Genomic DNA, 13953 nt, shown 5'->3' with positions numbered 1-13953 from the left:
CGGAGGCCGTCGCGCCCTGCCCGGCCCACGATCAACGGCATGAACAGCGGACATCTCGTCGGCTATGTCGGCGGGTTGGCGGTGGCGTTGGGTGTCGGGACGGCCATCTGGCTGGGCACGCCGACGGCGTCGGCCGATACCGGGTCCCCGTCCGTGCACAGTGCGTCGTCCGGAACGGCGAAATCGGCGCGGGCGCCACAGCGCCCGAAGACTTCGATCAAGATCGCGCCGGCAGGCAAGCGCAAGACTCCTGCCGCTGCCAGTTCAGCGACTCCTTTCACCACCGAGACGATCGACGTCGGCAACGGCCACAACCTTCTCGTCGAGACCACCAGCAACGGGTCGATCAGCTACACCACCCGGTTGTCGGTGCAGGACAACTCCACCGGCGCCCAACTGGGTTCGACTGTCACGCTTCGCGGCACCAAGTCGGCGTCGTTCATCACCGACAGCGCCAAACGCGTCATGGTCACCACTGAGGTCTATGACCCAGGCCAGCCATATGCCACCGAGGTGGCGGTGATCGACACGGCCACCGGCATCCAGCTGGGGACCACCCTGGCCCTCGTGGGGCGACCGTCAAGCCAGGTCGAGGTCGGTGACGGAAAGCACGTATTGATCGCCACCGAGATCTACACCCTCACCGGTGATTCCACCCACGTGTCGCTGATCGATGGGGCCACCGGAACGCAGACCGGCACAACCCTCGTTCTCGACGGCCGATCCTCCCGGGGGCCGTTGGTGGATGCCACCGGCGACCATGCCGTGATCGCGACGAGCCAAGACACCACATCGTCGGGGTACCGCACCCAGTTCGCGGTGCTCGACACCAGGACCGGCATACAAACCGGAACGACGCTGAGTATCGACGGCCATGCCGCCATACAGCTGCTCGGCGGTGGCCACACACTGGTCAGCACCTTCCGCTACGACGCGAGCACCGGCGGCGCCACCCGATTCGCGGTCGTCGATGACGCGACGGGTTCCATCGTCGGCACGCCGTTCAGCCTCGAGGGCGGCTCTCCGTGGAACACCACACCGCTGCGCATTGACGACACCAATCTGCTTGTCCTGACGCAGACTTCGGGGTCCGCTTCGCCATCCCTGCGCGCAGCGGTGTTGAACACCACCGCCGGCACGCAGACCGGCCACACGGTCACCATCGACGGCTCGCTCGCGGGCGAACCCATCGTGACCGCAGACGGTATGCACGTCGTTCTCACCGCGACCGGCGGCGGCGAAACCAAGATCGCGGTGATCGATGCCGCCGGCGGCGAACAAGCCGGTGCGACAGTCACTCTCGAGGGAGCGGCACGGGCAACAATGCTCGCTGCCGACGGCGTCCACGTCGTGGCGTCCAGCTCTGACGGCGCCAAGACTCACATCGTGGTGGTCGACGCGACCACGGGCGAACCCACCGGCACCACCCTCGATCTCAATGGCTGGACCGGAGCTCCGTTGCTCAACGCCGACGGCATCCATGCGGTGTATGTGACGACCGGCGGCGCCACCACCGAGATCGCTGTCCTCGACACCACCACCGGCGAACAAGCCGGCACCACCCTCAGCCTCGACGGCGTGCTGGGCTACACCTTCGTCGACGCCGAGAAGACCCACATCCTGATCACCACGACAGAGGGCGCCGCAACGCATTTCGCGTCCGTCGACTCCGCCACCGGCCAGCTGGCCGGTGCCCCGCTCACCATTGCCGGCCAAGTCCTCTGGCCGTGGCCGTCGACAGCCACGGACGGCACCCACGCCCTTTTCGTCCTGTTGATCCCCGACGCCCTTCACCTGATGCTGATCGATATCACCACGGGCGCCCAAACCGGCTCGGGTGTCACAGTGCCGGGCCACGAAATCGGCGTTCCTACCGTGACAGACGACGGCGCCCATGCCACGATCGTCACCAAGGTCGACGCAACGTCCTCACACGGCAGCAGCACTCATCTCGTGGTCATCGACACCACGACCGGCAACCAGGTTGGGGTCACGACCCGCATGACGGGTGGCCCGATCGCCGTCGGTCAGCTCAGCGCTGACGGCAAGCACATCGTGGTCAGTACCTCCGCCGGAATCCGGGCGACCTTGGACACCACGACCGGTACGGCTGCTGTCAGCACCGTCCGAGCCCCGTGGGGCGTCGATGTGGAGGCCCTCGCTCTCACTCCGATCGGGCGATTCGTCAGCGCTCTTCAGGCAGTGCCCTTCGCCATCGGGGTGGGCATGATCTGGGCGTTCTTTGGCGGTCTGCTCGCGCTGGGCAGCATCTACACCCAGCTGGAGCACGTCTTCGGCGCGAAGTCCACCACGCTGGTTTGACAGGTCACACCTTGGCGATCGCCACCCGCACGCCGTCGCCGATCTCCACGCCGTCGACCGGGTCGGCGAAGTCGAAGCTGGTCGCCAGGATTTCGCCGGCGATGAGATCGGTATGGGTCCTTGCCCATTCGGCCCGCTCGGCAGGTACCGACATGACCACCGTGATCCGGTCGCTGACGTCCAGTCCACTCGACTTGCGCAGATCCTGCAGCTCGCGGATGCGGTCCTTGGCCCAGCCCTCGGCTTCCAGTTCCGGGGTGAGGTTGCCGTCCAACACGACCAGGCCGGCACCGTCGGGCAGCGCGGCCGTCCACTGCGGATCGGCGGCAACCAGTTTGGACGTGAACTCCTCGGGGAGGAGGACCGCGGGTCCCGCGGTGAGCGTGCCGTCGGCGTTCAGCGCATAGTCACCGGCCTTGACAGCCTTGATCGCGGCCTGCACGTCCTTGCCGATGCGCGGTCCCGCAGCTCGGGCGTTGACCGCGAGTTCGAAGCGGCCGTAGGCGGGGACGTCGTCGGTGAGCTCGACGGCCTTGACATTCAATTCGTCGGCGATCAGATCGCTGAAAGGCGCCAGGGCTGACGGGTCATCTACCGCCACAGTGAGTTTCGGCAAGGGCAGGCGCACCCGAAGTTTGTTGGCCTTGCGCAGTGAGGACGCCGTGGAACACACGTCGCGCACCTGGTCCATGGCCGCCACCAGCGCCGGATTTGCAGGGACGACACCCGCTTCGGGCCAGTCGGTCAGATGTACCGAACGCTCGCCGGTCAAACCGCGCCAGATCACCTCAGTGGCCATCGGCAGCAGCGGAGCCGCCAGCCGGGTGGTCACCTCTAGCACGGTGTGCAGGGTGTCGATGGCATCGCGGTCCTCTTCCCAGAACCGCGAACGCGACCGGCGCACATACCAGTTCGTCAGCGCCTCGGTGAACTGGCGCAGCTGCTCGCAGGCGCCCGAGATATCGCACACGTCCATCGCCTCGGTCAGCCCGTCCCGTAACTCGGCGAGCTTGGCCAGGATGTAACGATCCAGCACATGCGTCGAATCCGTACGCCAGGTGCCGACTTTCGGCGCGTAGAGGGCCAGGAAGCTGTAGGCGTTCCACAGCGGCAGCAGCACCTGGCGAACGCCTTCGCGGATACCCTGCTCGGTGACCACCAGGTTGCCGCCACGCAGGATCGGCGAGGCCATCAGGAACCACCGCATGGCATCCGAGCCGTCACGATCGAACACCTCGTTGACATCCGGATAGTTGCGCAGCGACTTGCTCATCTTGGCACCGTCGTTGCCGAGCACGATCCCGTGTGACACACACGTTTTGAATGCCGGCCTGTCGAACAACGCACTGGACAGCACGTGCAGCGTGTAGAACCACCCGCGGGTCTGGCCGATGTATTCGACGATGAAGTCGCCGGGGAAGTGGGCTTCCACCTCTCCCGCGCGACCGCCCAGGAACCAGTCCTCGTTCTCGAACGGGTAGTGCACCTGGGCGTATGGCATGGACCCGGAGTCGAACCACACGTCGAAGACGTCCTCGATGCGGCGCATCGTCGAATTGCCGGACGGATCATCGGGATTGGGCCGGGTCAGCTCGTCGATGTAGGGGCGGTGCAGGTTGTCCGGGCGCACGCCGAAGTCACGTTCGAGCTCGTCGAGGCTGCCGTAGACGTCGATCCGCGGATAGGCCGGATCGTCGGAGACCCACACCGGAATGGGCGTGCCCCAGTAGCGGTTTCGCGAGATCGACCAGTCCCTGGCGCCCGAGAGCCACTTGCCGAACTGGCCGTCCTTGACGTGCTCGGGATACCAGGTGATCTGCTGGTTGAGTTCGACCATCCGGTCGCGGAATTCGGTGACCTTGACGAACCACGACGACACCGCCCGGTAGATCAGCGGATTGCGGCACCGCCAGCAGTGCGGGTAGGAGTGCTCGTAGGTTTCGTGGCGGATCAGCACCGGGGTGTTGGCCGCCGCAGGCCCGGTTCCGTTCTTCAGATCGCGGATGATCTGTGGATTGGCGTCGAACACATGCTGGCCCTGATAGTCCGGCACGGTCAGGTCGAAACGGCCCTTGGAGTCCACCGGAGTGACCGGAATGATGCCGACGGTGTCGGTGGTGGCCTTGTCGTCCTCACCGTATGCCGGCGCCATGTGCACAACGCCGGTGCCGTCCTCGGTGGTGACGAAGTCGCCGCGCAACACCTGAAAAGCATTGGCAGAGTCCATGAAATACGGGAACGGCGGCAAGTAGTGCACGCCGAGCAGCTGCTCACCGGACATCGTGGCCAGAACCTCGGGGTCCTCCCCCAGCTCGCGCGCGTAGGCAGCCAGGCGAGCCTGTGCCAGCACAAGACGGCGGTCATCGACCCGCACCACCACATAGGTGACCTCGGGGTTGACCGCCACCGCCTGATTCGACGGCAGCGTCCACGGTGTCGTCGTCCAGATCAGCAGATACGCACCGTCCAGCTCGGATCCCGGCTCATCGACCCGGAACCCGACCGTGATGGCCGGGTCCTGGCGGCTCTGATACACGTCGTCGTCCATGCGCAGCTCGTGACTGGACAGTGGGGTCTCGTCGTTCCAGCAGTACGGCAGCACCCGGACGCCTTGATAGGCAAGGCCTTTGTCCCACAACTGTTTGAACGCCCAGATGACCGACTCCATGAACGGCAGGTCGAGCGTCTTGTAGTCGTTGTCGAAGTCGACCCAGCGAGCCTGGCGGGTCACATATTCACGCCATTCGCCGGTGTACTTCAGCACCGACGCGCGGCACGCATCGTTGAAGGCCCCGATGCCCATCTCTTCGATCTGGGCCTTGTCGGTGATACTCAGCTGGCGCTGCACCTCGAGCTCGGCGGGCAGACCGTGGGTGTCCCAGCCGAACCGGCGCTCCACCTTGAACCCGCGCATCGTGCGATAGCGCGGCACGATGTCTTTGACGTACCCGGTCAGCAGGTGTCCATAGTGCGGCAGGCCGTTGGCGAACGGCGGGCCGTCGTAGAAGACGTACTCGTCGGCGTCATCGCGGCGCGCGATGCTGGCGCGGAAGGTGTCGTCGGCCGCCCAATAGTCCAGCACCTCGCGTTCGAGGGCGGGAAAATTGGGTGAGCCACCCGCGGTCTTCGGATAGCCATTCTCGGTCACGTGCGCACTCGTCTCCTGTGCCAGCTTCCTGGACACGGGGACGACGACGCGCCGGTGCGCGAGCGCCGCGGTACCACCCCGCTTACGCACGAAGACGTGCGTCGCTCTTCACAGGCTGTGACGGGCCTGCCCGTTCGGTTCTACTGGGCCCCGGCTGGGGCTGTTCTTCCGAAGGCTCCCCGGTGATGTCCGGATCGGTGCCGATGGGAGGATTCTAGCCTCAGGCCGGGACGGCCTCGGACGTCAGACCGATCAGACCGAGCCCGAACTGGGTCGTCAGTTCTTCGACCGTGGAGCGATCGAGCCGCCGGCCGTCGAACCACCAGTCCATCTCCAGCTGGCCCTTGGCCCGGTAGGCCAGCACACCGAGGGCCGGGCCGTCGGTGAGCTGCAGCGGTCCGAGCGACGGATCGGGCGGCAGACCGAGGAACGAGAAGACCACGTCGGCCGGCGAATTGCTGAGCTGCCTGGCCGGCGTCAGCGCCTCGCGAACCTCGGCCAACAACGCGTTGGCGGGCATGCCTCGTTCTTCGGCACAGCACAGCCGGATCGGCTGCACCGTGGTCAGACCGCTGACCGTCACGAAGCCCACACCGATCGTCCGAGCGATCGCCCGGCCCAATGCGGCCAAGAGGACTTCCTCGATACCGACCCCGGCGTACTCGACAGCACCGTCGAGTTCAGCAGTCAGTTCGTGGGACAGCGGCGCCGACATACGGACCAGATCTTCTGGTCGAGGCCGGCCGGGAATCTCATCGTCAACTACCCGCACATTGCTAGACGGGTAGGTCACAGGAGCAACCATGCCCCCCACCGTAGCGGTCGTGTCCCATAAATGGGAGAGCAATCCCACAATCGTGACGACTATGTCAATAAATTCAACAATTTCCTGAATGCAGTCGCCGGTACCCATTACCGGGAGTTCCGGGTTATTCTGATCCCGTGCCCAGGACTGATGAAAATGGACGTCAGCTCAAGACCCTGCTCGATTACCTCCTCGACGGAGACATCGAAGCGAAGGACATCTACGATGCGCTCGGCACGTCTAGCAGCACGTATTATCGGCGGGTCAAGGAGCGGGACTACCCCAATGCCGAGGAGCTGCGGTTGGTGTCGACGCGCTTCGGCCTGAGCTATCCCGACCTGCAGGTCCGGTTCGGGCTCATGAGCCGCGAAGAGCTCCAGCAATATGTGGATTCTTCGCCATTTACGGTGGCGACAATTAATACCATAACTGCGACGCACATTCCGGTAAAACTCTCAGAAATGAAACCCCGACTCGACGCTCCGCCGCTGTAGTATTTGCTGAAGTAATTCGGGGGCGTAAGGCGACAACGGCATGGGTCTGGGTGTAGTAATCACGGTCACGCTGGTGTGCATGGCGTGGAGCCTGTGGATTCGGCGGGTGACGTGGGGCTGCCGGTGGGAAGTCGCCGCCACCCTCAACATCGCCCTGCAGGCCGGCGCCGTGCTGCTGATGTCACCGCTGGCCTCCGAAACCATCGGTCAGTGGCTGCACTCACTGACCGGGATATGGAATCTCGAGGACTACATCGGTCACGACTTATATGTCGTAGCCGCCTCCGCGATCGTCTACAACGCGCTGGGCCGGCTGCAGGACGACAACGCCATGCAGACCGCCTTCAAGCAGTATGTCGAGCGCCCCGCGACATTGTGCATACCGCTCCTGCTGGCCGCATTCTCAATGGGTAACGGCGCCAAGGTCTACCGCTCCGACTTCTTCACCGTCGCATGCGATTTCTGGCTGTCCGCCTACTGGCTGCTGCTCTGCGGGACCCTGATCTACCTGCTCGGCTACGGTTCGCGGGCGCTGCTCGTGCTTCGTCAGGACCCGCGGTCGCGGCGCATCGCGAACATCTATCTGATGGCCTCGGCCAGCGGCATCATCGCCTGCACGATCCGCATCATCACCGCCTACGTACCGCCCCTGGCAGAACTGGAGGGCGGCAAGCTGGTCTGGTTCTTCGCCTGCTTCTGCGGTGCGGGCTTCGCCCTGACATCGGCGCATTCGTGGCGGATCAAGACCAAGTGGTTCACCCGTACGGGCGGGTCCCGATAATGGGGATCGATGAAATTCGCGGTGAGCATCCACGGGACGCGCGGTGACGTCGAACCCTGTGCGGCAGTAGGTCTGGAACTCCAACGGCGCGGGCACGACGTTCACATGGCCGTACCGCCCAACCTCGTCGGATTCGTCGAATCCGCGGGCCTGCGGACCACGATCCCCTACGGGCCCGATTCGCAGCAGCAATTGCAGGGCGACGTCTTCGAACGACCGGACGCTCTCACCGCGGCCGCCCCGGCGGATTGGGTGCGCCTTGGCAACCCGTTGACGGCGTTGCGCAAGGCCAGGGCGGCGGCCACCCGGGGCTGGACCGACATGAGTGAGGCGCTGCTGGGTTTGGCCGACGGCGCCGACCTGATCGTGACCGGCACCGCTTACCAGGAGATCGCCGCCAATGTCGCCGAATATCGAGGCCTGCCGCTGGCCGAGGTGCACTACTTCCCGGTGCGGGCCAACACCCAGGTCCTGCCGGTGCGGCTGCCCTCGCCCCTGGTCAACGCGGCGTATTCGATGGGCGAATGGCTGCACTGGCGGCTGCTGAAGCCTGCGGAGACCGAGCAGCGTCGCGCCCTGGGCCTACCGCCGGCGAGCACCCGGCCGGTCGCCCGCATCGTGGCCGCCGGGACGTTGGAGCTTCAGGCCTACGACAAGGTCTTCTTTCCCGGGTTGGCCGACGAATGGGGCAACCGGCGGCCACTCATCGGGTCCATGACGCTGCAGCTGCCCACCGCGGTCGACGGCGAAGTCCAGTCCTGGATCGCCGCGGGACCGCCGCCGATCTACTTCGGCTTCGGCAGCATGCCGATCGACTCCCCCGCCGAAGCGGTCCGGATGATCAGCGACGTCTGCGGTGAGCTCGGCGAGCGTGCGCTGATCTGTGCCGGGTTCTCGGACTTCGACGACACCGCGACCGCTGAGCATGTGAAAGTCGTCGCCTCGGTCAACCACGCCGCCGTCTTTCCGGCCTGTCGGGCCGTGGTGCATCACGGCGGGGCCGGGACGACCGCGGCCGGCATCCGCGCCGGAGTCCCCACCCTGGTGTTGTGGGTCGCGGCCGAGCAGCCGCTCTGGGGCAAACAAATAGAACGGCTGGGGATCGGCACGTCACGGCGCTTCTCAGCTTCCACGCGGTATTCGCTGCTCGAAGATCTACGCGCCGTGCTGTCTCCGCAAACAGCCGAACGCTCCCGTTTGCTCGCCGGGCGAATCAGTCCGGCGGCGACCAGTGTCGCGACGGCAGCGGACCTTCTCGAACAGACCGCCCGCAACCGCCGCCACGGGTGACGCCAACGCTGCCCGCGGCAGCCCGGCTTGGTAGAATTTCGCCTCGTGTGGACAACCGTGGTGCTACTCGGCCTCGCGGTGAGTATCGAGCCCGCACGCATCGGATTGATCGCCCTCCTGCTGACCCGGCCGCGTCCGGCGCGGCACCTGCTGGTCTTCCTCTGCACGGGCCTGGCGATGAGCCTCAGCGTCGGCTTCGCGGTGCTGTTCGTTTTCCACCACACCTTCCTGGGCAAGGCCAACTTCAACCCGGCGCTCATTCAGATCGGCATCGGTGTCGTCGCCGTCCTGCTGGGGGCGCTGCTGGCGTCGAACATTCCGTTGCGCCAGTTCGCCCGCAAAGAGATGGTCGAGGTCCACCCCCGCGGCACCGGTGAGAGCGCGGTCGTGGTGGCCGATCCCCCGCCGCCGGGCCGGTTCGCGCGGCTGTCCACCAAGGTCCGTGGGTTCGCCAAGGGCGAGTCGTCCTGGTTCTCGGGCTCCATCGGGGCCGCACTGGCGATGCCGAGCGTCGACTACATGGCCCTGCTGGCACTGATCATCGCGTCCAAGACCCCGCCGATCGAGCAGGCCACGGCGCTGGTGACGTTCCTGCTGCTGGCAAGTTGGGCCGCGGTCATCCCGCTGCTGAGCTTCATGGTGGCACCCGGTAAGACACGAATCTGGGTGCAGCGCTTCAACGAATGGATCCGCACCCGCACCCGCAAGCACGCCGGCGCGTTCGTGGCGATCGTGGGCATCATCCTGATCGGGGTCGGCCTGCACGGCCTGTGAGCCCGGTCAGACGATCTCGCCGGTGAGCCCGAACTCGGTCAGCGTCTGCTCGGCGATCTCCCGCAGCCGTTGCTTGGAATTCTCGGCCCCGGGCTGATACGCCTCGACCGAGATGGAGATCTTGCCGTTGAGCCGGCCTGACACGATGACGAGTTGCCCATTCGACCGTTGCATCTCGCGCTCGGTGACGTTCTGATCTGCACCCCTCATCAACAGATACTCAGCGTCGGTGCCGTCGATCTGGCCCGCTGCCGGAGGCAACTCTCCCATGTTGGAGCACGACACCGGAACGTCTTCGGAGTACGCAAACAACGAATTGACGATGCCCTTGACCGCGTTTCTCGGCAGCCACGGGATCAACGGCGCCATGTCAAGAGCCCGATTGGGGCCGGACGCTGCTTGGCGAGCGTGTCTGATCACCTCCCGCGCGGGAGTCAGATCCTTGGCGACAACAGCGGGGTCGAGGGCGGCATTCGCAAAGGACATCGCGATCGCGCGGCTGTCGTCGAGGCTCTTTCGGTCATTGAATGCGATGACGAGTGTGACCGCGCCATCCGAGGCGCGGGAGCGACCCAGTCCTTGGCTCAGCTTCGCGACAAACCCCGCCAAGAGCGAATAGCTGTTTCCACCCAGCCTCTCCGCACACGCATCCCATTGCTGGGTTTCGATGAACAACACCACGCAAGGGATTGCAACGCAACGACTTTCGCTGCCATCCACGTCGGGCATCGACGTCGGATCGCCAGCCGCAGATCGAGATTTGATCCGCTCGACGATCGCCGATCGAAAGATCCGCGCCGCGGTGGGGGCATCCTTCAGGCTCTGGACTATGTCGCGTTTGAGTGTTTCCAGACGCGTGTCGGGCGGATTGGGCAGCCCGAGGTCGCGCCTCGTGCCGGTGGCGGCTTCGACGACCGCCAGGATGCCGCCACCGCCGTCGGCCACACAGTGCGAGATCACCATGCTCACCGCCGTCGAACCATCGGAGAGCGGCACCACGCCCAGCCGCCAGCTCGGGCCAAATTCCGGATCGATTGGCATCGCGGCATGCTCGTCAGCCCACGCCAGGTAGTCGGCCCGGGGCCACGGCTCGTGCCACATGTCGATACCAGCTGGCGGTCCGACGCGCCGCACCCATCGAGGACGACCGAACGGAAGCGGAGACTGTTGGATCTGACGCGCGAAGAACCCGTAGCCGAGGTTCTCGTGAAAACGTTGCAGCGCAGCCAGATCGACGGGATGGTCGTAGACCCACACGGCCTGCATGAGTTGGCGACGTCCGGTGGCGCGCAACAACTCGAACGTGATCTGGTCGAGAAATGCCAGCGTGTTGTCCGACGGCGGACTCTTTTTTTGGTCGGTCACGCGCCGTTACCCAGTCACACGATCGTGCCGGGGAGGTCGAACTCCTTCAGCGTCTGCTCCACAACCTCACGGAGCTTTTGCGTGGTGTTGTCCCAACCGGGCTGGTAGCCGACGACGGTGATGAGATTGTGGCCACCCATACGTGCCGCCAGGATCGTCAACAGCCCGGAGCGGCGTTCAAGGGCCTCGCGGGTCACCCGACGGTCGGTGCCCCGGAAGAACAAGTACTCAGCTTGAGTTCCGTCGATCCCCAGCAGTTCCGCCGGCAAATCACCAACGTTGGAGCACGACACCGGCAGATCGCCGCTGAATCCGAGGGCCGCGCCCGCTATCGCGCCCACGATGCGTTTGGGCAGCAGCGGCACCAGCGGGAGAATTGCGGCAACCTCGTCGGTTTCCGCGCGGGCGTTCTTCACACCGGTACGCATGGCGTCGCGCGCGGCGGTCAGATCGGTGCACACATCTTTCGGATCGAACTTCACGTTGGCGATCGCGACCGCGTTGGCACGATTGTCCGTGTCCACCAGCGCCCGGTCACTGATCGGGGTCATCAACGTGACGGTGCCATCCTGGGCGTTCACCCGTCCGATGTGCTCGGCGATCTTGGCTGCGAAGCCGGCAATCAGTGAATGCCCATTGCCCTTCAGCGCTTCGGCCCGTGCGTCCCACTCCGTGAGGTCGACCGACAGCGAGACCGCGGGCAACAGGACGTTGCGCTTGAGCTCGAATGCCGGGATCTCTTTGAGCGGTGAGGATTTCGGCCCACGGAGTTCCGCCCTGCGCTTATAGAGCAACGAGATCAGCGCGACCAAGGCCTTGAATGTCGCAGGAAAATCTCTGGCCGCCTGCCGAAGGTCCTCGACAATCGCCTGCGATCGCGTCCTCGACCGCGGCGGCGGGTAGCCCAGGTCCGGGGTTATTCCGTTGATCGCTTCGAACGCTCGCATCGCCGCTGCGATACCGTCGCCCAGGCAATGCGATCCGCACATACTGATCGCCGTCGAACCATCTGTCATGGGCAGGATTCCGATGCGCCAGCCTGGGCCCCACTCGGCGTCGACGGGCAGCTGAGAACGCTCGTCACACCAGTCACTGAGTTCCGAGCGCGGCCTCGGCTCGGCAATCTCGATATCCAGGGGGGCCCCGAGTGACGATACCCAGCGATGGCGACCGAACGGCAGCGGCGACCGCTCGATCAGGCGTCCGGCCAAGCCATAGCCGAAATTGTCGTAGAAGCGGTGAAGTGCCTCGTAGTCGACTGGATGCTCGTAGATCCACGTCGCCTGGATGATCGCCTCTTGATCGGTGGCCCGGGTTGCGATAAACAGCGTTTGGTCGGTGTAGCTGAGCAGGTTGTCCGAGTGCGCGGTCTCGGTGTTACGCCGGCGAAAGAACCTCCGACGAGGCCGTGCTTCAACCGACATATGTCACCTTCCGAATTGTCAAGAGACCGAACTCGTCGAAACCTACGCTACCCAGGGCTATCGCCCAACGGCATCAGACCGTTGCGACAGGCAAGCGCGAAGAGGACACCAGCTCGGAGCGGCCGTCGGCCACCCGAAGATAGATGCACTTCATCAGTTCGACGAACTCGGCAACCGATTCACGCGCGATCGGGTTGTCCGGGTAGGCGACGGTGATGATCGTGCCGCCGGTCCGCCGGTTCACCCACATTCCGACCTGATTGGCTGCGCCGAGGTCGGTGTAGATGTGCCCGTTCTGCGCATACCACTGCGACATGATGACCGGGTTCAGCGGCGGCAGGCCCACGTCGAGATAGGACAGCATCGGCACGCCTGGTCCGGCGGGACGGATGCGCGGCGTTTCTTCGGTGGCCGCCAGCTCGTAGACCCGCTCGATCGGCACGTTGGCCAGCGGCATCCCCGAGTCGAACGACTCCTGGGCGGCGCGGGCCACCTCGGCGAAGTTGCGGGCGGCGACGGGCACCGACAGCGGAACGACGCCGGTGAACCACCCGGTGGTCATGAACTCGGCCGGGGTGCTGCGCGTGGTCGTCGGGGTGATGACGTAATAGTCGTCGTCGCCGGTCAGCTGGCGGTGGGCGATCGCCGCGGCGGCGAACACGCCACCGATGAAGCGGACACCCGCCGCGGTGCATGCCGACTCGAAGCGGTCCGACTCGTGGTCGTCCATCAGCTGGACGGTCAGCAGGTCACCGCTGCAGTGCACCGACGGATCACCCAAGGGCAACGGGAACGTCGGCATCGTGCCACCGTTGTTCTCCAGGAAGTCCAGCCAGCCGCGAACGTCCGGCGATTCCATGGTCAGCTGCTCGGTGTACTCGTGCTGGCGCACGCAGTAGTCGTGGTAACTGCCGGCCTCCGGCAGACGCAGCGGGGCGCCACCGCCGGCCAGCGCCTCGTAGTTCATGTGCATTTCCACGAAGAGCGCCATCATCAGCATCGCGTCGGCGTGCAGGTGGTCGACACTGACATAGAACGTGAAGTGATCGGCACGCTGGATCACGCCGAACCGGAAGCAGTCCCACTCCAGCGGGCTGGGGGTGTCGAGCACGTGCTTCTTCCACTGCGCCGAGTTCATCTCGCCGTGCTTGGTGGCGACGAACTGGATGTCGTTGGGGTTCTCGACGGTGTGACGGACGACCTGGTCGGCTCCGTTCTCATTGGCGGAGAACTCGAACCAGCTGTGGTAGGTGTCGTGCCGGCGCAGGTAAGCGTTGATGACGAAGGTCATCGCCCGGACGTCGCACTTGCCCGGCATGTTCCAGGCCGGGATCAGCAGCCGAGCCATTTCCAGCCCGTTGGCCGTGTGGTTGCGGTAGCTGCGGATGTGCTGGGCCTGCTGGTAGCTCGCAGGCACCTCACTGACCGGTGCATCCTGGACCTTCTTCCGGCATGCCGGCGAAGGGCTCCACGACACGACCGTGCCCGGCGCGTCAACCCAGTCATGGATTGCGGTGAGTGCAACCACTGTCAGATTCCCCTATCGACCC

The 13953-nt window shown here is 65.1% G+C and carries 10 protein-coding genes; 5 read left to right on the top strand and 5 right to left on the bottom strand.

Annotated elements, in window-relative coordinates; genetic code table 11:
- Positions 1-39 precede the first annotated feature (39 nt).
- Entirely contained in the window at positions 40-2322 is a 2283-nt protein-coding gene (locus HPC46_RS21060; RefSeq protein WP_179473496.1) for a TolB-like translocation protein, read from the top strand.
- 4 nt (positions 2323-2326) lie between these two features.
- Here the strand turns inward: HPC46_RS21060 and ileS are convergent, their stop codons facing one another.
- Positions 2327-5470 (bottom strand): isoleucine--tRNA ligase, encoded by a 3144-nt coding sequence (gene ileS, locus HPC46_RS21055; protein ID WP_179473494.1) that lies wholly within the window; start codon positions 5468-5470, stop codon positions 2327-2329.
- Between the two features lie 220 nt (positions 5471-5690).
- Positions 5691-6275, bottom strand: coding sequence for a hypothetical protein (locus HPC46_RS21050; RefSeq protein ID WP_179473492.1), 585 nt, complete (start codon positions 6273-6275; stop codon positions 5691-5693).
- A gap of 137 nt (positions 6276-6412) precedes the next feature.
- Between HPC46_RS21050 and HPC46_RS21045 the strand changes: the two genes are divergently transcribed.
- Genes HPC46_RS21045 through HPC46_RS21030 form a run of 4 tightly spaced genes read left to right on the top strand, consistent with a single transcriptional unit; the run spans position 6413 to position 9614 of the window.
- Entirely contained in the window at positions 6413-6769 is a 357-nt protein-coding gene (locus tag HPC46_RS21045) for an XRE family transcriptional regulator (protein WP_179473490.1), read from the top strand.
- Positions 6770-6809: 40 nt separating this feature from the next.
- Positions 6810-7550, top strand: a complete 741-nt coding sequence (locus HPC46_RS21040; RefSeq protein ID WP_179473488.1) for a hypothetical protein — start codon at positions 6810-6812, stop codon at positions 7548-7550.
- A gap of 9 nt (positions 7551-7559) precedes the next feature.
- Positions 7560-8840 (top strand): glycosyltransferase, encoded by a 1281-nt coding sequence (locus tag HPC46_RS21035; RefSeq protein ID WP_179473486.1) that lies wholly within the window; start codon positions 7560-7562, stop codon positions 8838-8840.
- A 45-nt stretch (positions 8841-8885) separates the two neighbouring features.
- Positions 8886-9614, top strand: a complete 729-nt coding sequence (locus HPC46_RS21030; protein WP_179473484.1) for a GAP family protein — start codon at positions 8886-8888, stop codon at positions 9612-9614.
- Positions 9615-9620: 6 nt separating this feature from the next.
- On the opposite strand, the gene HPC46_RS21025 is transcribed toward HPC46_RS21030, so the two are convergent.
- The 3 genes from HPC46_RS21025 to HPC46_RS21015 form a co-directional block, all read right to left on the bottom strand.
- A complete protein-coding gene (locus tag HPC46_RS21025) occupies positions 9621-10979 on the bottom strand; it encodes a WS/DGAT/MGAT family O-acyltransferase (RefSeq protein WP_179473481.1) in 1359 nt (452 codons plus the stop codon).
- Between the two features lie 14 nt (positions 10980-10993).
- Positions 10994-12403, bottom strand: a complete 1410-nt coding sequence (locus tag HPC46_RS21020; RefSeq protein ID WP_233716542.1) for a hypothetical protein — start codon at positions 12401-12403, stop codon at positions 10994-10996.
- A 73-nt stretch (positions 12404-12476) separates the two neighbouring features.
- Entirely contained in the window at positions 12477-13931 is a 1455-nt protein-coding gene (locus tag HPC46_RS21015) for a condensation domain-containing protein (RefSeq protein WP_179473479.1), read from the bottom strand.
- Positions 13932-13953: the final 22 nt, after the last annotated feature.

The sequence above is a fragment of the Mycolicibacterium vinylchloridicum genome (genome assembly GCF_013404075.1).
GTDB lineage: Bacteria > Actinomycetota > Actinomycetes > Mycobacteriales > Mycobacteriaceae > Mycobacterium > Mycobacterium vinylchloridicum.
This window is presented reverse-complemented; position numbering and strand designations above follow the sequence as displayed.